14 protein-coding genes are annotated in these 25,986 nt (G+C 40.0%); 3 read left to right on the top strand and 11 right to left on the bottom strand.

Features of this window, described 5'->3' with window-relative positions:
* Positions 1-69: 69 nt before the first annotated feature.
* From MMU05_RS02455 to MMU05_RS02445, 3 genes are all read right to left on the bottom strand, one after another.
* Positions 70-1,650: a SusD/RagB family nutrient-binding outer membrane lipoprotein gene (locus tag MMU05_RS02455; protein WP_241140081.1), complete on the bottom strand. Its 1,581-nt coding sequence runs from the start codon at positions 1,648-1,650 to the stop codon at positions 70-72.
* 32 nt (positions 1,651-1,682) lie between these two features.
* Positions 1,683-4,808 carry a SusC/RagA family TonB-linked outer membrane protein gene (locus tag MMU05_RS02450; RefSeq protein ID WP_241140080.1) on the bottom strand — a complete coding sequence of 1,042 codons (3,126 nt, stop codon included), beginning with the start codon at positions 4,806-4,808 and terminating at the stop codon, positions 1,683-1,685.
* 552 nt (positions 4,809-5,360) lie between these two features.
* Positions 5,361-7,523, bottom strand: a complete 2,163-nt coding sequence (locus MMU05_RS02445) for a glutamine synthetase III family protein (RefSeq protein WP_241140079.1) — start codon at positions 7,521-7,523, stop codon at positions 5,361-5,363.
* Positions 7,524-7,756: 233 nt separating this feature from the next.
* Here MMU05_RS02445 and mtaB point away from each other — a divergent pair, with 233 nt between their 5' ends.
* The gene (mtaB, locus tag MMU05_RS02440) at positions 7,757-9,076 is read left to right on the top strand and encodes a tRNA (N(6)-L-threonylcarbamoyladenosine(37)-C(2))-methylthiotransferase MtaB (protein WP_241140078.1); all 1,320 of its coding nucleotides are present in this window, start codon (positions 7,757-7,759) and stop codon (positions 9,074-9,076) included.
* Between the two features lie 91 nt (positions 9,077-9,167).
* On the opposite strand, the gene MMU05_RS23085 is transcribed toward mtaB, so the two are convergent.
* The 8 genes from MMU05_RS23085 to lpxK all read right to left on the bottom strand — a co-directional run bounded on the left by MMU05_RS23085 (position 9,168) and on the right by lpxK (position 23,959).
* The gene (locus tag MMU05_RS23085; RefSeq protein WP_241140077.1) at positions 9,168-10,751 is read right to left on the bottom strand and encodes a rhomboid family intramembrane serine protease; all 1,584 of its coding nucleotides are present in this window, start codon (positions 10,749-10,751) and stop codon (positions 9,168-9,170) included.
* A 46-nt stretch (positions 10,752-10,797) separates the two neighbouring features.
* Positions 10,798-12,729 carry a DUF3857 domain-containing transglutaminase family protein gene (locus MMU05_RS02430; protein WP_241140076.1) on the bottom strand — a complete coding sequence of 644 codons (1,932 nt, stop codon included), beginning with the start codon at positions 12,727-12,729 and terminating at the stop codon, positions 10,798-10,800.
* 3 nt (positions 12,730-12,732) lie between these two features.
* Positions 12,733-14,766 (bottom strand): DUF3857 domain-containing protein, encoded by a 2,034-nt coding sequence (locus MMU05_RS02425; RefSeq protein WP_241140075.1) that lies wholly within the window; start codon positions 14,764-14,766, stop codon positions 12,733-12,735.
* A 2,497-nt stretch (positions 14,767-17,263) separates the two neighbouring features.
* Positions 17,264-18,949 carry a GMC oxidoreductase gene (locus tag MMU05_RS02420; protein WP_241140074.1) on the bottom strand — a complete coding sequence of 562 codons (1,686 nt, stop codon included), beginning with the start codon at positions 18,947-18,949 and terminating at the stop codon, positions 17,264-17,266.
* Between the two features lie 13 nt (positions 18,950-18,962).
* Complete coding sequence (locus MMU05_RS02415) at positions 18,963-20,207, bottom strand: ABC transporter permease (protein ID WP_241140073.1); 1,245 nt, start codon at positions 20,205-20,207, stop codon at positions 18,963-18,965.
* Positions 20,208-20,341: 134 nt separating this feature from the next.
* On the bottom strand, positions 20,342-20,953 hold the full coding sequence (locus tag MMU05_RS02410) for a MiaE family protein (RefSeq protein ID WP_241140072.1): 612 nt from the start codon (positions 20,951-20,953) through the stop codon (positions 20,342-20,344).
* 2 nt (positions 20,954-20,955) lie between these two features.
* On the bottom strand, positions 20,956-22,914 hold the full coding sequence (locus MMU05_RS02405; protein ID WP_241140071.1) for a putative porin: 1,959 nt from the start codon (positions 22,912-22,914) through the stop codon (positions 20,956-20,958).
* On the bottom strand, positions 22,904-23,959 hold the full coding sequence (gene lpxK / locus MMU05_RS02400) for a tetraacyldisaccharide 4'-kinase (RefSeq protein WP_241140070.1): 1,056 nt from the start codon (positions 23,957-23,959) through the stop codon (positions 22,904-22,906). The genes MMU05_RS02405 and lpxK overlap by 11 nt, the downstream gene beginning before the upstream one ends.
* A gap of 42 nt (positions 23,960-24,001) precedes the next feature.
* Here lpxK and MMU05_RS02395 point away from each other — a divergent pair, with 42 nt between their 5' ends.
* Positions 24,002-25,102, top strand: a complete 1,101-nt coding sequence (locus MMU05_RS02395) for a Nif3-like dinuclear metal center hexameric protein (protein ID WP_241140069.1) — start codon at positions 24,002-24,004, stop codon at positions 25,100-25,102.
* Between the two features lie 3 nt (positions 25,103-25,105).
* A complete protein-coding gene (locus MMU05_RS02390; RefSeq protein ID WP_241140068.1) occupies positions 25,106-25,870 on the top strand; it encodes a zinc ribbon domain-containing protein in 765 nt (254 codons plus the stop codon).
* The last annotated feature ends 116 nt before the right edge of the window (positions 25,871-25,986 follow it).

Raw genomic sequence — 25,986 nt, 5'->3', positions numbered from 1 at the left:
ATGTCATTTAGATTGAATGAAAAAAGGTGCCCGAAAGCACCTTTTTTTTTACTTATATTTTTATGGAAATCAATTTCCACCATCCCACCACATTTTGGTCATCAGGTTGTCACCACCCATTCTAACACGGGCAGCTTCGTAATTTGCAGGGTTTCCACCGATTTCAGCTTCCCAATAACGTAATCTTCTTGGGATTTCATTTGCTTCAAACCTGTTTGGATCTTGCGTTGGAGCCAATACAGGATAACCTGTTCTTCTCCAGTTGGACCATGATTCGATATCATTTAACCATGTTGCAGCCCAAAATTCTTCTCCAATAAGTCTCAACTTATCAGTATTGGATGCTGCTGCAAAACCTCTACCGTCAATGTAAGCATTGATTTGGGCAGTTGTTCTGGCAAAAGAAGGATCAAAGTCAACCCATGAGGTGATTGCAGCTGAAACGCCGTTTCTGAAGTGTGTATTGGCATCAGAAGTGATCCAACCTTTTACAGCCGCTTCAGCCCTCATCAATTCAGTCTCAGAATAGGTTAACAACAAATACGGGTCTTCCCAATCAAGATACTTCAGGTTAAGCATAGAGAACATTCGGTTGCCTCTTGGCTGTAAAGCCTCAAATTCTGCCAATTCAGACGGGGAAAGGATAGTTCTAAGGGTTTGAGTATTGTACCCGTTTGGCATTCCACGCTGTGCAGCGGGATCAGTATTCCAAGTGCTGGCAGCAGCAGTTGGATCGCCAAGTCCACCAGAAACAATCATCAACCTCGGGTCATTATTGGCTTTCATCCAATCAATGAAAGTCTTGCTGATCTTGCAATCCTGAGAATATTTGTAGGTATTCCAATAGCCATCATTTAAACCGTTTCTGTTGTTACCGGTCGGGCCTGTAGTGTATTTAATGTAGGCATTGTCAGCAATTGAACCAAAAGTTCCACTGTTGCTGGCTTCGATGAATACCTCACGGGCTTTGGCTGCATCCTTGTTGGACATTCTCATAGCAATTCTCATCAAAAGAGCGTTTGTAAATTTCTTCCATTTATCAAGATTTCCGGCATAGATGAAATCTTGGACTCCTAACCCTTTCGCATTTGGAGAGAATTTATCTCTGGCAATTTTAAGTTGATCCACCATGTCGAAATAAATGTCTCTTTGGTTATCATAAGTAGGAAACCAGTTTTCTTCACCTTCCAAACCTCTTCCTGCCTGGAAATATGGAATATCTCCATAAAGATCAGTCATTCTATGTAGATCATAAATCCTGAGAACAGTAGCAGCCGCGTTTAAATTGGCATCTGCAGGACTGTCTTTGGTCTTATCGATAACGTGGGAATAAAGCCTGATCACATCAGTGTAATGTCTTTCCATATAAGCACCACTGTATTGTGCATTATAGAAATACTTGTCTCCGCTAAAGTATCCTGCCAGCGAAGATGAATGTTGGATCATAGTGGCGGAATACAGCATGTTAGCTCTTGTATTTTCATACTCTCCACCTATCCTTAAAGTGGCAAGAGAGAATAAGAATGACATATCCAAATCTGTAACCGCATTCGGATCCGTATTCAGGTCCAACAAAGCCTGCTCATCACAAGAACTAAATGTCAAGGTGAAAGCAAGGAGAAGTCCAGTTATTTTATATATACTTTTCATTTTTCCGTGAATTAGTTTGTTAAACATCCCTATTAGAAGTTAAGATTGATATTGAAACCGAAACTTCTTGTTGTAGGCATAGCGAAGAACTCCAACCCTTGAGAGTTACCACCGACAGTGTAGGCAGATTCAGGATCTATGTTTGGAACTCTAGAATACAGCAGGGCAAGGTTTCTACCTACCAATGATATTGACGCAGCTGTAAATGGCGTCCTGCTCAAAAGGGTACCAGGAAGTGAATATCCGAAAGAGAATTCTCTCAACTTGACGAAAGAAGCATCATACACGATGTTTTCAGTGATCTGAGCATATCTGTTGAAATAGTCATCAATCAAGAATTGGGTAGGATCTGCGGGATTTGCAGGAATGTTCCAGGTTCTTGATTCACCGTTGGCATCTACACCGGAAGTTGTCAAACCATTCGCACGGCTTGCCAGGGTTTCTTCATGTAAACCATTGTTGTAAGCAAAGAAATTTGTTCCTGAAACCAAATGGCCTCCAAATCTACCGTCAAGCAAAACCATCAATTTGAAATTTTTGTACCTGAAGTTGTTGATAAAACCAGCGGAAATTGGGTGACGTCCCTCTGCAATAGTTTCCAATCCATTGGTTGGCACAGGAAGTCCTCTATTATCATACACTTTTTGACCATCGATTTCCAGATGTTTGAAACCCGCAATCATACCCAAAGGCTGACCCACGATATGACGGATTCTTTCTCTTCTCAATCTTGATTCGTCAAGGTTAATGAATTCAATCGGTTCGCCTTTTGCGTTTGTTCCAAGACTCACGACGTTACTCTGATTGTTTGCATAGTTCAAAGAGACATCCCACTGGAAATCTTTTCTTTGTAAAGCAACAACGTTCAATAACAATTCAACACCCTTGTTGGTCAACTCACCAATGTTGATAATGGTAGATCCAAAACCTGAAGTAGCAGAAATACCTGTTGCAAGAATATCATTGGTAGTGTTACGGCTGTAATAAGCCACATCCAAACCAATTTTGTTTTCAAAGAACCTCAAATCTGCTCCGAATTCATATTCAGTGGACAAATAAGGCTTAAGGTTGGCGTTAGGAATTGAACCGTTGTTGATTTGTCCCAAACTTCCGCCCAAGTGTCCCACACCTACGAGGCCATAAGTAAGATTAAGGGCGTAAGGATTTGGTGCACCTCCACCTGTTTGGCCCCAAGAAGCTCTGAACTTGGTGAATGTAAACGCTTTTGGCAATTCAATTACATCAGACAATACAAAGCTGGTTCCCACTGATGGATAAAACAATTTGCTGTTTTCAGGAGACAAAGTAGAGAATTGATCTTGACGTGCTGTAACATTCAAGAAAAGGAAATTTTTGTAACCAACATTGGCATAACCAAATACAGAGTTAATTCCTTGTTCACTAAAACCATATCCAACCTGAGGGGCTGCTACGTTTCTTACACTAGAAAAGAAGGGTACTACAAGGTCATTTCCTCCACCTGAAAGGCTTTCAAAGGACCTTCTCATTCTGTTACCACCGACCAAGGCATCCACAGAAACATCTCCAAATTGCTTTTGCGCACCGATAAACAAATCCAAGTTATCTTCTCTAATGGTTCTCTTACTTACATTGTAATCACCTCTTGGTTTGTATGCAGTACCATAAGGCTCAGAGGAATCATCTGTTCTTGACTGAAAATCAGTACCTGCCCTACCCATTACATATAACCAATCTGTGAGGTCATATCTCAAAGAGATTTTTCCCAAAACCCTGTCTGTGACATCCTCACGATAGAACTGATGCGCAGCCCAATAAGGGTTGGTTTGGAAAACGTTAGGTTGATATCTCAATTCAAAACCATCTTCCTGAGCTCCCAATTTGTCTGTTGGTCCTCTCATAGCTGAAAGCGGAAGATTGCCAGGTCTTGTCATCATCGAAAAGTTGGCATTACCCGGAGAGTCTGAAAGTCTCGGACGGTTTTGCGCATTTTGCTTAGAATACTGACCGCTCATATCCAATGTGAGTCTCTTCAACTTACTGTTGACATTCAAGTTGATCACGTCTCTTTTGAAACCTGCATTTGGCATGATGTCACTATTATTCAGGTTTGAATAAGCCAATCTATATGTACCTGTTTCATTACCACCACTCAAAGCTACCGAATTGTTGATAGTATAACCTGTTTCGTAGAAGGCATTTAACCCTTCTCCTGTATGAGAATAAGGTCTTGATACGCCATCAAACTGAGGGGTACTTGCACCGTTGTATTTACCACCCCAATGGATATTACCTGCATCCAATGCTTGACCTGAGGAAGCAGGCACAACACCATCAATACCCGGACCATATGATCTTTGGTATTCGGTGAAATCAAGGACATTGTCAAAGGTGATGTTGGAGTTTAAAGCTACGCCAATACCTTTTCTGGCTTTACCTGTTTTGGTGGTGATCAACACGACACCATTGGCAGCTCTAGCACCATAAAGTGCTGCTGCAGCATTTCCTTTCAATACTGAGATACTTTCGATGTCATCAGGGTTGATAGAAGCAAGACCGTCACCGGCATCATTACCGCCCCACATACCCGCACTACCAAGGTTTCCTGTTTCGATTGGCATACCGTTGACTACGTACAGCGGTTGGTCATTACCGGTCAAGGAAGAACCTCCTCTGATAACAACTCTTGTAGACCCTGCTGCACCTGAAGCAGGAGGAGAAACGTTCACACCGGCAATTTTACCTGTTAAGGCATTACCTAAGTTAACGGCTCTTGATTCAGTAAATTTGTCTCCACTGACTTGGGTTACAGAAAATCCAAGAGCTTTCTTGTCTTTTTCCATACCAAAGGAAGTGACTACTACTTCGGAAAGTTCTGATAAGTCCTCGGCTAAGTTCACATCAAGGGAACTTCTGTTTCCCACCAAAATTTCTTGGGGAGAAAATCCGATAAATGAAAACACCAACAACGAGGTATTGGTCACCGAAATTGAATACCTACCATCCAAATCGGTGGTAGTGCCGGTATTTGCTTGCTTGTCCAGGATGTTTACTCCCGGGATCGGCTCTCCGGTAGAATCTACTACCCTACCGGTGAGAACTCGGCTTTGGCCATATGCCTCAAAACCTGAGGCAAAAATCATGACCATCGCTAACATTAATAGTACAACTCTGTTCATAGGAATTATTTAAAGGTTACATTTTATTGGTTTGGGGTAAATGGGAATAGGACTTCTGTTTTTATTAATAATTTTTTATTTCGATAAATTTAAAATTCACCATAGATTAATTTAAACATAACCAGATTAAACAGTAGAATAGTATGGGTTAAATTCAAAATTTTGAAATATTAGCCATTTGTAAATGTATCTAAAAAAAATTATTGTAAAAAATATTTAAATATTTTTTTTAATTAAGTTCAATGACTTTTACGATTTATTATATTTAATAAATCGGTTTAGCAAATAAATTTAATTATTGTTTACCAGCCAAAACCGTTTGTTTATGGTATTTTTCCGTTCGTTTTTCTCCACTTAGACCAGACAAATCCCCCTCAAAGCCAATTAATTACGTCCAAATAGTAATCTCGAAAAGAAATCTTGATTCACAGAGGAAGTGTAAAAAAATCCACTTTCAAAAAAAAATTAAAGAAGATGATAGACTTTATGTAAAGAGGTTTTAGAAATGAGATGATTTGAGCAAAAAAAAACCGCCCGAAGGCGGTTTCTGTATTATTTGATAAACAACATCTCTCTATACTTCACCAATGGCCACAATTCGTCATCCACGACAAGCTCAAGTTTGTCAACAGCATACCTGATTTTATCGAAATAAGCTTCTTTGACATCATTACAATATCCTTTGGCTCTTTTCACAATATCCTCTTCTTTGTTCAGTTGCTTTCTCGCTTCTGTCATCGCATGGACATTCTTATTGATCGACTCAAGATGTTTGCTGATCTCCTTGATAGTCTCGATGGCAGCAGTATTGTCCAAGCCAAGTCCCGCCAAACCATTTGCATTTTCAATCAGTTTGTTTTGATACAGGATAGAAGTTGGGATTACATGGTTCAAAGCGAGATCGCCCATTACCCTGGATTCGATCTGAACTTTCTTGATGTAATTTTCCAACATGATTTCATGTCTCGCATGAAGTTCTTTTGGATTCAAGACATTGTGTTTTGCGAATAACTCCGCAACTTTCTTGTCATGATAAATATCCAACGCAGCCGGAGTGCTTTTCAAGTTTGACAATCCTCTCTTTTCAGCTTCTTTGGCCCACTCATCGGAATAACCGTCACCTTCAAATCTGATTTTTTTGCTGTCTTTGATGTATTTTCTCAATACATTGACAATTGCGATTTTCTTTTCTTTACCGGCATTGACTTCTTTGTCGATGTCTTTAAGAAGGTTTCTCAATGTCTCTGCAACGATCACGTTCAAGACTGTCATAGGTCCGGCAGAATTGGCACCTGAACCAACAGCTCTAAACTCAAATTTATTTCCTGTAAAGGCAAAAGGTGAAGTTCTGTTTCGGTCTGTGTTGTCCAATATGATTTCCGGAATCTTGGAGATCCCGAGTTTCATATACATGTTGTCACCTTTTTCGATTTTCACGTTTCCGTTTTTCTCCAATTCGTCTAACACAGAAGATAATGTTGATCCCAAGAATACAGACATGATGGCAGGAGGTGCCTCATTTGCTCCCAATCTGAAATCATTGCTTGCAGAAGCGATACTGGATCTCAACAGATCTGCATGGTCATAAACAGCTTTTACAGTAGCGACCACAAAAGTCAGGAATTGAAGGTTTTCTCTAGCTGAACTGCTTGGCTGGAACAGGTTGACACCTGTGTCAGTGATCAAAGACCAGTTATTGTGCTTTCCGCTACCATTTACACCTGCAAACGGTTTTTCATGGAACAAAACTTTCAAATTATGCTTTTCTGCAACTTTATCCATCAAATCCATCAACAATTGGTTGTGGTCGATGGCTTTGTTGATTTCTTCGAAAAGAGGCGCAACTTCAAATTGACCAGGGGCTACTTCATTGTGACGGGTAGAGACAGGAATTCCCAATTTGTGGGCCTCGATCTCAAAATCCATCATGAAATCCTTCACTCTGGTCGGGATAGATCCGAAATAGTGGTCTTCCAATTGTTGGCCTCTGGCAGGATTATGTCCAAAAACTGTACGTCCGGACATCACCAAATCAGGTCTTGTGGCAAATAGGGCTTTGTCAATCACAAAATATTCCTGCTCCACACCCAAGGAAGGGCTCACTTTTCTGACATTTCTGTCAAATAGTTGACATACCTCTACAGCTGCGGAATTGATAGCCTCCATTGATTTCAACAATGGTGTCTTGTAATCCAATGCCTCTCCTGTAAAAGAGACAAATATGGTAGGAATACACAATGTCTTATCAAAAATGAAAATCGGTGAGGACGGATCCCAAGCAGTGTATCCTCTAGCTTCGAAAGTCGAACGGATACCACCATGTGGGAATGAGGATGCATCAGGTTCTTGTTGAACCAAAGCAGAACCTTTGAATTTTTCTAATCCCGCATGCGCATCAAAGAAAGAATCATGTTTCTCCGCAGTCGAGCCTGTAAGAGGCTGAAACCAGTGGGTGTAGTGGGTAACTCCTTTGGATAGCGCCCATACTTTCACTGCAGATGCTATTTCTTCTGCTGTAGAAGGATCAATCTTGCTTCCCTTGTCTATTGCCTCCATGACCTTTTTGAAAACGGAAGGGGCCAATGACTCTTTCATTTGCTTTGTGCCGAAAACATGACTTCCATAATAGTCAGAAATCTTGCTCGAAGGCGGTGTTACAGTAACTTTTGACCTGCCTTGGGCCATTAGTAGCGCTTTTTGTCTTAAAGTTGCCATTTTCTACAATAAGTGGTTTGATTATATACCCACAAAAATATGAAATTATATCAATTTCAAAGCAAAAGGGGTCTATTTGGGCTTATTTTTTAAAAAATTTACATTTTTTTTAATTAAATGGCTCAAAATATCTTTAAAGTGGTCAAAAAAATCGGGTTTTGATCTCAAAAAATAGAAAATTGAAAACTGAATGATAATATTTAAATTTGCGACCGGTAAAAAGAAAGGTTAGCGTGAAAAAAGTTGCATTTTATACTTTAGGTTGTAAGTTAAATTATTCAGAAACTTCCACCATCAGCAGGATGTTTGAAGCGAAAGGCTATGAAAAGGTCGATTTCGACAATACGCCTGATATTTTTATCATCAATACCTGTTCTGTGACTGAAAACGCAGACAAGAAGTGTAAAAAAATCGTACGTGAGGCGAAAAAGATCTCTCCCAACTCTTACGTGACCATTATCGGTTGCTATGCGCAGTTGAAACCACAAGAAATCTCAGAAATAGAAGGTGTAGATGCTGTTTTGGGCGCTGCAGAAAAATTCAGATTGATAGAGCTTTTAGATGGATTTGCCAAAGAACAGGAAACCAAAGTCTTGGCCTCCGAAATCCAAGAGGCGAATATTTTTAACAATGCCTACTCCATGCATGACAGGACAAGGACTTTTTTGAAAGTGCAGGATGGCTGTAATTATGGATGCGCTTTTTGTACCATTCCTTTGGCGAGGGGGAAAAGCCGGAGCGATACCATCGATAACATCCTGACTTCAGTAAGGGAAATTGCCACCACAGAAGTAAAAGAAGTGGTTTTGACAGGAGTCAATATCGGTGATTTTGGTATTCAGGAAGGGAAAAGAAAAGAAAGGTTTGCAGACCTTGTGATGGCGATTGACGAGATTGAAGGTATAGAAAGGTTCCGGATTTCTTCCATTGAACCCAATTTGCTTACCAATGAGGTCATAGAATTTGTGTCGACTTCCAAAAGATTTGTCCCTCATTTTCATATTCCCCTGCAATCCGGCAGCAATACCATTCTCCGAAGCATGGGAAGAAGGTACCTGAGGGAATTATATGAAGACAGGATTTCCAAAATCAAATCCCTGATGCCGCATTGCTGTGTCGGTGTGGATGTGATTGTGGGATTTCCCGGTGAAACAGACGAACTGTTTTTGGAAACCTACAATTTCCTGAAAGAACTCGATATTTCTTATCTCCATGTTTTCACGTATTCCGAAAGGGCAAATACCCGTGCAGTGGAATTGGAAGGAGTCGTCCCAATCAAAAAGAGAAATGAGCGTTCCAAAATGCTCAGGATTCTTTCAGAAAAGAAAAGGAGGAAGTTTTATCAGGAGAATCTAGGAAGAACCTTCACCGTCCTATTCGAAGAGGATGTGGAAGATGGTAAAATGCACGGCTTTACCGAAAATTATATCAGGGTAGCAGCCAAGTACGATCCGATTCTCATCAATGAACTGAAGACCGTCACCCTCAGCGAAATCAATGAAAAAGGGAATGTGGAAGCCGTCGAACCGGAGATGATGTACGAGAGGCATTGATTACATAAGTCAAACTTTAAGAAATGGTGAGGCTTTAAAATGAGGAACTTTTCATCTGTGCAAAAATTGAATTTTTGCCCATTTTTTAATTTTACCTTAAAAGAGATGCTTTCTTAGTCTTATTTAGTCGTTTAATTTTCTGTTTGTTTTTAATTATTGGGGATATGATTAATCCAACTACAAAACCACTCAATAGGCCTCCTATGTGTGCAGCATTGTCTATACCACCTGCTAAACCCATAAGAAGGGTATAGCCTATAAATATTGATGTACTGATAAAAAATGATGTAGAAAATTCAGGAGGAAAAATTTTTGTTAGGAGAAATGCAAGAAAAATTCCATAAATCCCTAAAATTGATCCCGAAGCACCTACACTTATAATTGCTTCATACCACCAAATGCTGGCGAAGCTTGCCAAAATACCGGTAATTAAATAAAATGTCAATAATTTAAGTTTTCCTAATTTTGGCTCAAGAATACCCCCGACAAAAGTAAGTCCAAACATATTTGCTAATAGGTGCATTAGTCCGCCGTGTAAGAATGTGTTTGTCAAAAGCCGCCACCATTCTCCGTTTTTTGTTAAGGGTCCATAATTAGCTCCTAATTGTAAAAGGTCTTGTCCTTTGAATGAAATAAATCCAAATCCCATTAAAGCCATGATTAAGTAAATCCCAATGTTGGCATTGATTAATATTGGTGTTATGAAATACCCTTTTTTAGGTTTTAAGAAGCCAACAAATTCTTGAAATTCTTTTTGAGCCTTATAGTCAGGCTTCCCCTCTTTTATCCTTTTTAATTCATTTTCGTCAATTTTAGGAACAAGAACCATAATTAACCAAACAATTGATCCAATTATTGAAGAACCTATAATCCACTCTAACTTTTTACCATTCCTCGCTTCAAATGGTTCATTTATTGGTTCAAGAATAATTTCATTTGGGATGTATTTTGGATTGGCTTTAATTGCTTCAATATATCCTTCTCTTTTATCAGAGTGCCTAATCCTATCTAAATAGACAAATTCAGAAACATTTTTGTGCTCAAAATCCAACTGACTTTCCTTGGCAAACTCTTGATATTTTTTCTCTTTCTCATTTGGTTCAAGTCGGTTACTTATAGTTTTTTGATATTCAATTCCAAACCAAGCTAAGGGTTCCATAATTGTGGTGTCCTTTAAACTTTCAAAAATTGGAAGGGCAACATAAATATGCATATTGAAACTTTCACTGTTCTTTCCACTAACATCAAATGCTGAATGTAATCCAGTGGCGAATTTGTCTATAAAAAAATTTTTAATCGTGTAATATTTTGTTGGTTCAGATTTGTTGATTTCGTTGATGGAATTTAATTCAGTCAATTTCCCTGTTGATGAAACAACATATTGTTGAGCAATCAAAAGAGGAGCTGTAAAGGCCATCCACATAATGGCACTATAAAAATCTCTCCAATTCCCGCGTTTGGCTTCAAGATTTAGAATTTTAAATCTTGGTCTTAAAATAAACCATGCCGCAAGTGCTGTCAATACGATTGGTATTCCAAAACTTATAATTATCTCTTTTAGTTGAAATAATTCAAGTTCAATAAAAATTATCCAGTGCAAAAAAGTGTAACCAAAGGTTAGCCCTATAAGCGTGAAAACAAATGGTTTAAAGAGTAAATTGATTTTATCTTTCACACTCCCCTTTTATTTAGTATTTTCAATTAGACTAATTACAACGGATTCATTGAACCTTCTTTAACACCACTTTGGTTTTGTCGGCTTTTTCGATGTTCGTTACAAAATCCACAAAAGCAGGAAATTGCCCGGCCTGATAGACACCATCATTCATTTCCAGTTTTCTTTTGTAGATGAGACTTCTTTCTCCAAGATGATATTCGGCAGAATAAATCCCAAAATCCGATTCCAATAAGACCTTGGAAGGAACAGACTCAGGATTGTAACCTTCAGGTAATTTGTAGGTAATCAAGTCCTCGTCAATAAAACCCATGCGCCTTTCAAAAGAGGCTTTCCTTTCTGGTTTGGAGGAAATCTTCATGGAATACACATTCAATTGATTGGGCTGTAAAAATATACGGGTGCCGGATTTGCTGGCAATGCTTTTCACCATAATTTTCGCATCGACTTTGACAGTGGGCAGAGAACTCATTTCAGGTGAGAAATTAAAATCGACAACGTCAAAAGATGAAAGTGTCAAATTGGTCAGCAGCCAATCCTTTTTCTCAGTAGCTGACAATCCTGCCACAGTCAGCAAACTTCCATTTTCAGTCTGAAGACCGCTATTTTCGAAGTGTAAATTCCCTGTTGCTTTTCCTGTTTCATCCACTTCAAAATCAGCTTTTTGGAACAGGGTATTTTGTTCTTTGCCATATTTTGGAGTTCGCACCAATTTGCCGCCATTTTCGGTAATCAGTAAGGCATGCCTGTCTGAGGTAAAATTCCCAAGATATCCAAAAGGATTGGTCTGTGAAGTGCACTCTAACCAAATGGTATCTTTCCCGTCAGGAACTGCTAGAATGGCGTGATTGAAGTAACTTCTCGGAAATTCTTCATAGACCTTGCGCTTGCTTTCGCCGCCATATATCAGCGCATAATTACTGGGAATTCCGGCTTCCTTCAACATTGCTCCCATAAAGTTGGAGAGGGCCTTACAATCTCCATAGCCATATTTCTCTACCGTCAATGCCTCAAAAGGCATATATCCACCAATGCCTAGCTGAATACTCACATACCGCGTATTTTTTTGCAGGTATTCATAGATTGCTTTTGTTTTCTCTTCGGTTGTTTCCAGACCCGAAACTATTTCATTCACTTTGGCTTTCAACTGTGGGGTCAAAATATCCTTACCGGAATTCAGGGAAGCAATCCATTTTCCCATGGATTCCCATGAACTCAGGTCACCTTTGAATCCTTCATACTCAAATTCTGAAGCTCCTACGAACAATACCTTGAAAGGACTTTCCTCCAAGGGAAGCATAATCTCCGGCTCAAAGGCCTCCAGGTTTTCTATTTTCCAAGATTTTTCTACCAAACCTCCATCAAGTTCATTGGAAGTAAGATACTTGTCATCTATTGTTTTGGAAAAAAACCGGAGTTTCGTTGCCTTGGGATAAATGTATTTCCCCTGCGCAATTTCCACCGGGATGCCGGAATAAGATTGGGGATACCAATTTGGCAGAAAAAACAAATTAGGATACTCTACCTCATATTCAAATTCTACGGTGTAGGGAAAATCCAACTGCCGTAGGTCCATTAGCTTGACACGGTTGTCCTCGTAGATCGAAAAAGAATTGAAATTGCTGTAGTCGCTGATATCACTTTTGCCACCTTTTTTGATAACACTTCCCATCAAGTCATAAACCCGACCCTCAATACTTTTGATCTTGATTTTGTTGGTATAATCGACCTGAAGCAAGCCGAGGTCATTTGCCTCCTTTTTGAAAATGGTCACAACCATCTTGGACTTCACGCTAAATCCGCCCCCCGCCCCAATCACAACCTCCTGTATATCTTCCCTGATTACGGCCGGAGCGTTTTTGGTATGCTCAGGATTAATAGTCGTTGCTGCATATTTCTGTCCAAAAGAAGGTTGGAATGCAGCTAAAAGAACCAAGCAAAACAGAAAAACTTTTTCGGAAATCAATTTGATTTTCATATCCTAAATCTTTTTAAGGACAATGGCTTCTTTCTGCTTGCTGGCAATCAAATCAAAAAAATCTTTGAGATTTTGATATTCATCGGCTTTAAACAAAGTCTCATTAACTTGATAAGCCAGCCTGATGGTAATTCTTCCATTTACAGGAGGCGCTGTCCTAAAGGAATAAACAATTGCCTTTTCATTGAATTGAATCATGGTGGATTGTGGCATTTCCTCGACACTATATCCTTCAGGAATATCAAAATTGAGGATCACCTGTCTTTTTTGCGGGTAAATAAAATCGATGGGAAAGACCCTGCTGTCCAGTTTGAAAGGGTTTTCGGACAGGTAGCTATTTTCAAAAAGATTGAGGTAAATGTTCTCTCCTGAAACCACCAAGCCTTCATTGGTTTTGATTTCGTATTTTTCTGTGATGCCTTTCTCCTTGGAATCAAGATTTTCAAATTGGATAGAAATCAATTCACCACCGGTAAATTCATCTGTCATTTCTTGCTTGTATTTTTCCTCTCCTGTTGCCTTTATTCTGCTTTTTATCAGGGAAGATTGATAGCCTTGGGTGGTTTTTTGGACATTGGTGGAAATTTGTTCCTCTGTAATTTTGCTCGTCACCATGGCGGTTTCGGAGGTAGGTATAGTATTATAAATATCGACCCAACGGGAAGCATTGTCAGGAATAACTGCCCAACCTCTGAAATTCATCCCGTTGATGGGTAGGAAACCAAAGGGCAAAGATGAATCAGAAATATCCATCACAAATTCTTTGTCTCCAGATTTAACCAAAGCACTTAAATAATTGAGCTTGTACATAACAGGATTGGAAGGATTCACAAATCCATTTGCCCTCGTAGAACCGACTACCGGATGGGCTTCGAATCCTGCTTCTCTCAGAAATGCAATCAACAAGAAGTTCATGTCCGCTACATTGCCAACACCTTCTTTGTAAACTTTCTCCAAAGACTGACTTGGATAAATACTTGATCCTCCATTCCACTTTACCATCCTGGTCAAATGATCTGCAATCGCAATCATTTTTTCCTGCTCACTTTGTTCAGCAGTGATCAATTGGGGCAATGCTTCCTGGACGAATTTTTTCCGTTCAAGCTGTTTTCCAAACTCAGGATCTTTGAGAAGTTCTTCAGACATGGTATTCCAACTACCCGAAAAAGTCTGTCTCTGACTGTTTGGGAACTGTAAGTATTGAAGTTGGAACTCAATTTTGGTCGCATAGCTTTGGGGATTGTCGATAAATGGTTCAGGACGAAGTGCCGGAGCATTTTGGATCGCCCAATGGTATTTTCTGGTTGAAAAATTAACCGAATTGTTTGTGGTTGTGCTTTGTGCAACTCTACCTTCAGACCTCTCCGATTCAGTCCAGTTTGCATTACCTGTACCTTCAGATTGCTCGTTGATTACATACTGCTCAAATCCCTGTGCGCTTTGGCTAAAGGAAAAATACTCGGGATATTCCAAAGAATACTCACTCCATCTGGTCGGAATTTCAGTTTGAAACTCCCACTCTCTCAAATAGCTGAATAAATCAGAGGTGATTTCATAGGAAAGCTCAATGACTGAGCCTTCTTTGATATTGGGCGCTGATATTTTTTTCATCCTGTAGGTCTTGGATACTTCTTCTTCAAAAATATGTTCCTTCCCGATTTTCTCTTTCAAGATTGTCCCACCTGATTCATTGTAAACATATCCTTTGACAGAACCCACCAAGTCTGTTCTGCCCGGAATGAAATAATAGGGAATCCGAAAATCTCCATAAGAAACTCCCCCTTTGGTCAATACTTTGATGACTTTATGGATATTGTAGGTAATCTGAAAACCAGCTCCGGCTGAAAAAGCGATTTTTGCATTGCCAACATCGGACAAAACCACTGCCTCCGCATCGGGATCGGTTTCATATACTTTCATGGTGACGAATTCATCCGGGATTTTTCCAAACTTGAATCCTTCTTGAATAGTGGCAAAAGAATTGGAAATAGTAAGCAAAAAAAGAATTGCCAAAATAGGAAATCTGAGTGTTTTCATAGCGTGGGGTGGTTGATACGTTTTGAAAACTAGAAATAAACTTATTCACAAAAAATACCCAATACTGGGTATTTTTTAAATTTCGATTATAACTAATTGATTTATAATCTGATAAATTTCAAAAAAGAGGAGAAACCAAGAATTTCTCTGAAAATCTTCAAATTTTCGTGATTTTGAAGTGAAATTTAATTAACCAAATAAGTATATTTTCTTATTTGGGGATCAAAATTATGCCGCCACTGCCTTGGATGAATGAGCAGGATTTTTCTTCTTTTTCATCCCCGGTGGGGGATTACCCTCATGCCAACGGCACATTTCTGCCAGGAAGTGTAGAGCTGCAACAAAGTCTTTTATTTCTATTGAAAGATATTTTTCAATAGAAATAAAAAATGTCTTACCCCGGCATTGAATAAAATCAAACACTAAAGTGATGATGAGAAAAGAGGAGTCAATTAAGTATAAATGTCAGCTTTCTCTTTTTCAATTATTAAAACATGGTTTGGCGATATTTTCTTGTGTCACTTTTGTCATTATACAAAAAGTAGCCAATCCCGAGCTATATCAGGGACTAGCGCATTAATCCCTCCTCACACAAGGCCACCGCCAGCCCGGAATTGCGCCTCCTCCCCACAGGTGGTCCAAAAGAGGATTTTCCTTGAGATGAGTTTGCAAACAAAACACTTACTTCATTCTATTTTTCAATCTCATTCCCCTTCGACCAACAGTCCGCCGCGTCGGAGCGAAATATTATTAGCCCCGTGCAAGGTGGTTCTCTGATTTTTATATTTCAACAAATCCCCATGCACCGCCGCCCGGGGTAATGAAAATGTAATGTCGCAGGTCTTTGGGAGCGAAAAGGAAAAATGTGGTATAAGGTTTACCCAAAAAACAGGGAAGGTGGAGAAGTCAATTCATTTTGATTTTCTTTCCTATGGTATTTTCTTTATGTTTCTTTCTCGTGTCACTTTTTGTCTTGCCACAAAAAGTAACCATCCCGATAATTATCGGGACAAGAAATTTTAATCCTCCCGCGCGCGATGCCGCTCCGGCCCGGTAATCCCGACAATTGTCGCGGATTCTTCCTCCCCGCTAGTGTTCCATTAGAGAATCTTTTTGAAGAATAAGTTTCCAACTTAATCCAACTTCGACTAAAAGCCCCGAAGTGGGCGAAATATTATTAGCCCCGGGCAAGGTGCTTCTCTGATTTTTATATTTCAACAAATCCTATGCACCGCCGCCCGGGGTAATGAAAATGTAATGTCGCAGGTTTTTGGAAGCAAAAAGGAAAAATGTGGTATAAGGTTTACCCCAAAAACAGGGAAGGTTGATTTGTAAATTCATTTTGAATTTATTTCCTCAGATGAAAGAAAATATTCCAACACTATTTCCATTCAGTAAACTACCGTTTCATCACCAAAACAGCACCAAGAGGTGGTTTGCAACCTCCTCTTACTCGGCGATTGCGGTAGGCCTACTACAATCTTCTAAACAACATATCTTGAATTCACATCAAAGATTTCATGACACACCTACTCCCAGTTGGGTGGTCATTGAATTCTTTAACCATCTAAGATTAACTAATTTCATATCCCGACATCAATTTTATTTTAAATCAAATTTTAAGGAAAATTTTACCCAACATAATAATTAAAAGTAAAAATAGACCTATAAGTATCGGTTTTATAAGCCTATTAAATTTCCCAAAATCGTAGAAATCTTTATCGATATTTTCTTTATAAAATGATTTTAAAATTCTTATTCGAACCACATAGTAACTAAAAATAGATAATATAAAAGCTCCAGTTAATGATAAATATGGGTGATTACCATTGAATCCAAATAGAATGTTAAGTAATTTGAAAATGAACAGAAATTGAATTATCGAAATGAATATCCAAATAATCAAAAATGAATTTTCTACATTTTTTTCATGATTTTGAGTACTTTCAAAATGAAAGATTTTATACAAGAACCTGATCATATCCAATTATTCTAAAATCCAATTGCCTTACCTATATTTTCTTCAGCCGTTTTACCATTATATAGATATGAGTTTAATTGAACAGCACCATATCCTACACCAATTATAGCTGCAGCATGATTTAAAACAGTTAAAAAGAAGACCCCCATTCCTATCCAATAATTTGCATGTTCATAACCATTTTTTTTCCCAACTGGGTGTAGTCAAACGCCTAAGGCTACGACTGGGTGTAATTTGCAATTAAACCCTTTTTATCCTTCCCCCCTCTGGGTGTAGTCAAACGCCTGATGTTACGACTGGGTGTAATTTGAAATTACACCCTTTTATCTTTTCCAATTTGTAATTGGACTACTCATCAAAACGTTCAAATGAAAGATAGTTCAAGATCAATTGAATAACAAATTCAAAAAATAAAAAGAGGTAGATGAACCTAAACCTAGCGCCTTCGCCATTCTGCACCCATAGAAGGATCAAAATAAAGACCGAAATACAAAATCCCTATCCTTTTTTGACTGGTTAAAGCAAACCATCCTTTAGACTTTTTACAGCATAATCTACTGCGCGGGCTGTCAAGGCCATGAACGTAATGGAGGGATTTTGGGTCCCGGTGGATGTCATACAGGCCCCGTCGGTGACAAATACGTTTTTACAAAGGTGCATTTGATTCCATCCATTAAGCAGGGAAGTCTCGGGATCTTTGCCCATTCTTACTCCTCCCATTTCATGGATATCAAGACCGGGTGCCTGCATGGAATCTGAAATACGGATGTTTTTGCAACCTGCTTTTTCAAGCATTGCTGTTCCTTGCTCAAAAAAATCCCGAAGGATTTTCTCATCATTCTCATCGTATTCGACCTTTATTTTCAGAAGCGGTATACCCCATTCATCCTTCTCTGTAGCGCTTAGGCTGACAAAATTGGTTTCTTTGGGTATAGTTTCCCCCTGCATCATCATAAAAACACCCCAAGGTCCTGGAACAGAATTTTTTTCTTTGAATTCTTCACCAAATGGTACATCTCCTGCCCCGCCCCAACCGCCTCTTCCGGCAGTATAAAAAGTCATATACCCACGAAGAAAGTCCATTTCCTGTGACTTCACATTCCTAAAATTAGGCATCATGACAGCTGTAGGTCTTCTTCCAAAATAAAAAGAATCCTCATGGCCTTCGTAGGAAGCAGATATATTTCCCCTATAATTATGAAAAGCAACGTATTTTCCAAGTAAACCATTGTCATTACCCAACCCATTCGGGAATCTTGCCGATTTGCTGTTGAGAAGGATGAGGTTGGAATTGAGAGCTGCGGCGTTCAAAAAGATAACTTTGGCAAAATACTCACTCACTTCTTTGGTATTCCTGTCCACTATCCTGACGCCGGTGACTTTCCCTTTCTGATCATCATAAATGATGGAATGCACCACAGAATCCGGTCTTAAAGTAAGGTTTCCGGTGGCAGCAGCGGCGGGCAAAGTTGCTGAGTTGGAACTGAAATAGGCCCCAAACGGACAGCCACGGTAACATTGGTTGCGGGCCATGCACTGACCGCGGCCTTGCTGAAGGTGATGCTCCTGAGGTTGGGTCAAATGGGCACACCTCCCGATCATCACATGCCGATCCTTGAACTCAGCCACAATTCTTTCTCTGATTTCCTTTTCTACACAGTTCATTTCCCATGGAGGCAAAAATTCGCCATCAGGTAAAGTTTCCACTCCGTCTTTGTTGCCACTGATGCCGACAAAGCGCTCCACATAGCTATACCATGGATCAATATCATCGTACCTGATGGGCCAATCGACAGCGAAACCATCCCTGCCGGGACCTTCAAAATCATATTTGCTCCACCGCTGTGTCTGACGCGCCCAAATCAGGGATTTGCCCCCAACCTGATAACCCCTGACCCAGTCAAAAGGCTTTTCTTGGATGTAGGGATGCTCAGTATCTTTTACAAAAAAATGCGCTGTGTCTTCTTTGTAAGCGTAACATTTATTGACAACAGGATTTTCCAATTTATCAGCCAAAGGAATCTGATTGCGGTGAGGCATTTCCCAAGGCGCAGAGGTCATGGTGGGATAATCCTTCTTGTGCTCTACATTCCTCCCTCTTTCAAGAACAAGTGTCTTTAAGCCTTTCTCGCAAAGTTCTTTTGCAGCCCATCCACCACTTATTCCTGACCCTATTACAATTGCATCAAACGTATTTTCCATACCACATCAAAAATTATTCGTAACGTAAGGATTCGATCGGATCTAGCTTGCTTGCCTTTCTGGCAGGGAAATATCCTGAAGCAAGCCCGACAAAAATACATATCCCAAAAGAAACAATTATCCAAAGCCATGGAATCAAAAACCCTCCCGGTCCAATGAGATTGGCAACTACGTTTCCGATTGCTATACCAATGATTACTCCTAAAATCCCTCCTAAAATACAGATGACAATGGCTTCAATGAGGAATTGTTGTCTGATCCTAAGCGGAGTGGCGCCAAGCGCTTTTCTGATTCCGATCTCGCGGGTTCTTTCTGTCACAGACACCAGCATGATATTCATCAATCCAATCGATGCCCCCAAAAGGGTAATAAAACCTATCCCAAAGCCCCCAATCCTAAGATATCCTGCAACCTCCTCCAGACTCTCTCCCACCGATTGACTTTTGACCAATTCGAAAGAATCTTCTTGACCAATTTTATCCTGTCGGATTTTCCTCATCATGCCTGTGGCCTGTCCCATTTCGTATTCCAGTTTCAATGGATCGGAACCACTTGCTGTGATAGAAAAACGAAAAGTTCCATTTGCGTCGAGTCTGCTCGCATTTTCTACAGGTATAAAAATAGCCCTATCCGCCCCGGAACCACCACCGACACTTCCCTGCTTCTCCAAAATCCCAACAACTGTATATCTTCTGCCAAAAACAGTAATGAAATCATTTAACGGATCTTCATTTTTTTCAAAAAGTGTTTCGACCAGATCCAATCCGATGACGCATACATTGTTGCCATACCGAACTTCGGTGTTGCTGAAGTTCCGGCCTTTTTCAATCTTCAAACCCTTGATGTTGAAATACATGTCATCGCCACCTGTCACCCTTACATTGGGATTGGTCTTTTTTGAACCTCTTTTTACCTCAGCGGCACCTGTGACAGAAGTAAAAACTGTGGAAGGACCCGTAGAATTGAATTCTTCCTGAAATTTCAAAGCCTCTTTGTACCTCACAATGGGATAATTTTTTTCAGAAACGCCTTGCTGAACTCCCCTTCCACCTGAAAAACCTTTTGACCTGACATCAAAATTATTGGCACCCAAGCCTGAAAAACTATCAGCAATCTGGGCTTTGATACCATCAATGGCTGTCAACATCCCAACAAGGGACATGATGCCTATGGCGATGATGGTTCCCGTCAATACGGTTCTCAGTAAATTGACTTTGACTGACCTGAGGGCTTCTTTGATATTTTCGACCAGATTCATGATTTGTACGGATTAGAACAATTTCAATAATAAATTTTGAATTGCAGTTTTAATAATAAGCATAATGGTGAAAATATCGGGCACAAACTGAAAATAATTTCTGTTAAAAATCCTTTCCGGCAAATCCGTCCCGATTAATGCATCCGATCACCTCTGATTTCAAGGTTTTGGATCACCTCGGCTTCGTATTCCAACCATTCTTTCCACCGTGCATTGACTTTTTCGGGGTCTTGGTATTTTCTGGCCAAATCAAGGAAATTGACAAAATGCCCCGCCTCCGATACCATCAATTCGTAATAGAATTTTTGTAGCTCTCCGTCTTGGATTTCTTTGGATAAAAGCTTAAACCTCTCACAGCTTCTGGCTTCAATCAGCGCGTTCATCAGCAGATATTCCGTCAGCTGCATCACTTTGCTTCCCCCTTTTCTTACAAACTGACTTAGCTTGATTACGTACTCGTCCTTCCGGGGTTTACCAAAAGGAATTTCCCTTTTTCGGAGTTGTTCCATCACCCTTTCAAAATGCCCCCATTCTTCTGCTACCACCGGAGTCAGAGTATCCACCACATCAGTGAATTCATGGAAATTAACTATCAAAGAAATACACGATGACGCCGCCTTTTGTTCACAATAAGCATGGTCGACCAAAATATCCACGATATTCATTTGGGCAATATTGACCCACCTCGGATCGGTTGGAAGCTGCAAATGCAGCATTTTCTGTTTCGTACTTTCTTCCCAACTCATGGTCAATCAAATAAAGGCCAACTGATACCGATGTCCAATGCTCTTCTCAACCCGGTAAAATACGGTGTCACAAAATATCCCGGCTGGCTCATCATATTCATATTGATATGATTCATTCTGAGCAAAATCCTGGTTCTGTTGATTCTGGCATTGAAGAAAAAATCCACGACCGGATAAGCAAAGACATTGAACGTATTTTGGATAAAGAATTGTTGGAAAGCCGGATTATAGAAGTCCGCGAGGTTATCGCTTCTGTACCTTCCTTCCAAGCCGATCTGAACAAAAATATTCTCGTCAAACATCGGACTTTCATAAAAAATCCGCGAATTCACCAATATTTCGGGAATCCTGAAATTATCTTTGCCATCTCCTGTAATCAAAGTATAATACGCATCGGCCTCAAAGAACATTTTTCTGTTGAGGTTCACTGAAAATTTCAAACCGGGAATCACCATAAATGCCTCCCCATCTGCTTGGGTTGCTTTTTGGTCTTTGTTAAAAAAGACATAATTATTGATCCTGTTTAAAGTCACATTAGGCCTGATGGACATGCTTTTAAAATCCGCTTTCAAAACTGCCTGGATCTGGTCTACCCCTATATTTTCAAAGTTATTTTCCCATTTATGGTGATTTCCCACGTAAAACTGCTGCATGGCGGTTGGCTTGTAAAGTGCTTTGGTGTAAGTAGCCTCCAAATAGGGAGATACAAAAGTGCCTTTGATCCTGAAGGCATCTGGCAAAGAATATTCTCCTTCTGCCTCAAACCGCCATTTTTCGCTGATTTCCCCACGCAGCGCTCCCCCAATAAAAATTTCACTGAATGATCCCGGTTTATCAAAATTAGGAGAAATGAGTCTGCCACTCCTGAATTTAACAAATGCATTATAATAGAGCGGCCCTAAATCTCCTTTGAATCCCAATTCATTCCGCCAATCTGTAAATTGGTTTCTATTATAAGTAGTATCCTGATCTAAAAACCTGTCCGGACTGAAAATATTAAAAAATGCAGAATCTGAAGTTGTAAGTGGTGAAAAGAATGACACATCTTGCTTTCTCCTATCAAATATATGATACACTTGCCAGCCCTTGACAAGTTCATATTCATGATAGAGGTGATAATCCTGCCTGAGGTCAACTGCTTGGGATTCCCGCAGCCATACTTTGGCATCTTCATAAGCAAAAAGCAAAGAAGTCGAATCAAAATCCGGAGAAATTATGCCTCCTTGTTCGTTTACTTCATGCCGCATTCGTGAAAAACTCCCCAAAAGAAAATACTTCCCATCTTCAGATCTGTAATTTGTATGAAGGGCATAGGCATTTTGCTCAGTCAAATTATCATCCCTCGCATTGGGATTGAGGGTTTTTCTAGCCCTGATGGTCTTAAAATTGAATCCCATGTTCCACCTAGGGTTGATATTCCTTGCAAAAACCAGGTCCAGCATATTTCTGTTGCCCCCTCCAAAAAAAGCATTCATCTGCGTGTAGGGAGACTTGGTGTCATAATACCGCATGCTGTCCGGCCCAAAATAGTAAGGATCGTAAGCCTCGAAACCTGAAGTGGTTCCGATCATGGAAGGCAATTGATAAAATATCGGTTTGGCGGCACTTCCTACATTTCCAAGGTCCTGATACATCCATCCTGACTTGGCCACAGGTTCAAAATAATGGAAATTATACAGTGAAGTGTCACCCTCAATTTTTCTGATCCGATTCTTTTTTACATCCTTTTCCAAAAAATAAAGGCTTGTATTGGGTCCGAAAACCATTTTTGTACTGTCGTCAATCAGCTTTTTTCTGCCTTGGGATTCACCGCTTTCCTCTAGGTTTCTTTCTTGATTTTGCTGTGGAGGGATACCTGTAGGATTACCGGTCTGGGGAACTCTCGGCCTGACCTGCGCCTGAATACCAAAGTTCCAAAAACAGGATAACAAAAAAAGAAACAGGATAGATTTAAATCTCACGGATATATGCTTTGTCCTTGACAATATTGGTGATGCGCTCAATCAGGTATTGGCTATCGTTTTGGTCCATATCAACTTTGATAGGCAGGGCAAAAATCGGAATTTCTGCCAAATAATCATGAAAAGCACCATCTTTAAGTTTTACTGCGTCCTTTTCAGTGGTCAAAACCATTGCACCTTCGTGTTTTTTGACCAATTCAAGGATTCTACGGACATCTGCTGATGTATACCGATGATGGTCTGCAAAGGTTATGGTTTCCAATACCTGAAACCTTTTACCGGCAGCCTCTTTAAATAAACCATCATTGGCAATGCCCGAAACAAGAATGACTTTCTTGAGCAGCTTTGAATTTGGCTGAAAAAGAGGTTCCGGATTTCCATATTTTATGCCGGCAAATAAAATCGGGACATCTGCATAATTCCTGATTTCCTTTTGAAAAACTGATTTTTCCTCTTCAGTAATCGAAGCAGGGCATTTGGTTACGATGATCAGATCAGCCCTTCCGGCCCCATCCGCACTTTCCCGAAGGGTACCCAAAGGCAATACTCTGTCTTTGAAAAAGGGGTTTTGAAAGGTTGTTAACAGGATTTGCAAATCAGCTTTCACATATCGGTGTTGGAATGCATCATCCAGGATTATCAATTCTGTTTCGGGTCTGTGGTAGATAATCTGCGGAATCGCCATGACTCTTTCCTCCCCAACTACCACGGTGACTTCATTCCCGTATTTGGAAAAAATCTGAAACGGCTCATCCCCTAAGTCAGTCGGTCCCAAATTCTGCTCCGCCAATAAAAACCCTTTGGTTTTTCGGCCATATCCACGGCTTAATGTTGCCAATCGGTAATGGTCTTTCAACGATTCTACCAAGAATTCCACCATCGGTGTTTTTCCCGAACCGCCGAGATTCAGATTTCCCACTACCACTGTCGGGATCAAAAATTCGGTGCTTCTCTTTTTCCCGCTGTCAAACATGCCGTTGCGGTATCTGGTGACACCATCATATAGCAAAGCAAAAGGATAAAGAAAAGGGTCGTACCAGCGCATTGGCTATTTTTCCTTAATTTTGGACAAAGTAAAACAAAAAATATGGTTTACAAGATCAAGGACATCGTTTCCTACCTGGAGAAAATCGCTCCGCCATCCTACCAAGAATCATATGACAATGCCCAATTGATTACAGGCAATCCCCATGATACACTAAAAGGTGTATTGTGCACTCTTGACGCTACAGAAGCGGTGGTCGATGAGGCGATTTCATTAGGCTGCAACCTGATAGTAGCACATCATCCGATTATTTTCAAAGGATTAAAAAGTTTGACCGGACGGAATTATGTCGAAAAGACGGTCATCAAAGCAATCAAAAACGATATTGCAATTTATGCCATCCACACCAATCTTGACCATGTTGCCCACGGAGTAAACAAGAAAATCTGTGATGTCATCGGATTAAAAAACACCAAGATCCTACAACCCAAAAAAGAAATTCTTTTAAAGTTGGTAACCTTTGCCCCACATGAGGCTACTGAAAAAGTCCTGAAAGCTCTTTTTGATGCCGGTGCCGGGAAAATTGGAGAGTATTCAAGTTGCAGCTTTTTGGCTGAAGGCATTGGTACGTTCACTCCATCAATAAGTGCAAATCCAAACAAAGGAACTCCGGAAGCAGCACACCGCGAACCCGAAACGAGGATTGAAGTACTCTTGCCAAGTTACTTGGAAAGAAAGGTCCTTCATGCTCTCCGGGAAGCACATCCATACGAGGAAGTGGCATTTTTCATCCAAAAATTAGAAAATGAAAATCAGGAAGTCGGAGCAGGGATGATCGCTGAATTAAATGAAGAAATGGATGAAAAGGAGTTTTTGGAATTGCTAAAACTCAAGATGAACCTTATCACAATCAAGCACACCCACCTCCTTGGTAAAAAAGTTAAGAAAATAGCAGTCTGTGGTGGTGCGGGGATATTTCTACTTCCTGACGCCAAAAGAGCGGGTGCTGACATATTTATCACTTCGGATGTCAAATACCATGAATTCTTTGACGCTGAAAATCAGCTGGTTATTTGCGATATTGGTCATTATGAAAGTGAAATTTATACAAAAGAATTACTCAGGAATATATTGTCGCAAAAATTTACTAATATTGCACTCTATTTGACAAAAGTCATCACAAATCCCATAACTTATCTGTAGTAAATGGAAAGTACAGTTGCACAGAAGCTTGAAGCCTTATTAAACCTTCAAAAATTAGATTCCAAACTTGACTCGATTTTTAAAGTTAGAGGAGCTCTCCCCGAAGAAGTCCAAGACCTTGAGGATGAAATAGCCGGATACGAAACCAGATTACAAAAATTCCACACGGATACTGTAGCCTTGGAAGATGATATCAAAAGATTCAAAGATAACATCAAAGAATCCGAGAAACTTATCAAAAAGTATCAGGAACAGCAGATGAACGTCAGAAACAACAGGGAGTATGACGCCATTACCAAGGAACTTGAGTTGCAGGATTTGGAAATCCAGGTCTCCAAAAAGAAAATTGGAGAGGCGCAAGCCAAAATTGAATTCAAAAACAATGAAGTGAATGAACTTCAGGAAATTTTGAAGGAAAGACAAAAAGACCTCAACAATAAAAAGGATGAATTGGGCACCATTGTTTCCGAAAGCGAAAACGATGAGACCAAATTGAAGGGTGAAAGAGAGAAAGCTGTCAAGAAAATCGAAGACAGACTTATCAAATCTTACTCCAAAATCCGAACCAATGCCAAGAATGGTTTGGCAGTGGTAATGGTAAAAAGAGGTGCTTGTGGAGGTTGCTTCAACGTGGTACCTCCCCAAAGACAAGCGGATATCCGAGAAAAGAAAAAGATCATCGTATGTGAACATTGCGGTAGAGTATTTGCCGGTGTCGAAGATGAAATCGAGGAAGAAGGATTGAAGAAAAAAAGAAGTAGAGTGTAAAAACATAAAAAAAGCCCGATTTATTCGGGCTTTTTTGTTTATGTATATCCGCAATGATACCAGTGGCCAAATAAATATAAAGTGACAGCTAGTGACAATCGTTATTTGTTAAAGAT

It is taken from the genome of Cognataquiflexum rubidum, assembly GCF_022538115.1.
GTDB classification, from domain to species: Bacteria; Bacteroidota; Bacteroidia; order Cytophagales; family Cyclobacteriaceae; genus Cognataquiflexum; species Cognataquiflexum rubidum.
The sequence above is the reverse complement of the archived record's forward strand: the minus strand, read 5'-3'. Positions and strand labels throughout refer to the sequence as shown.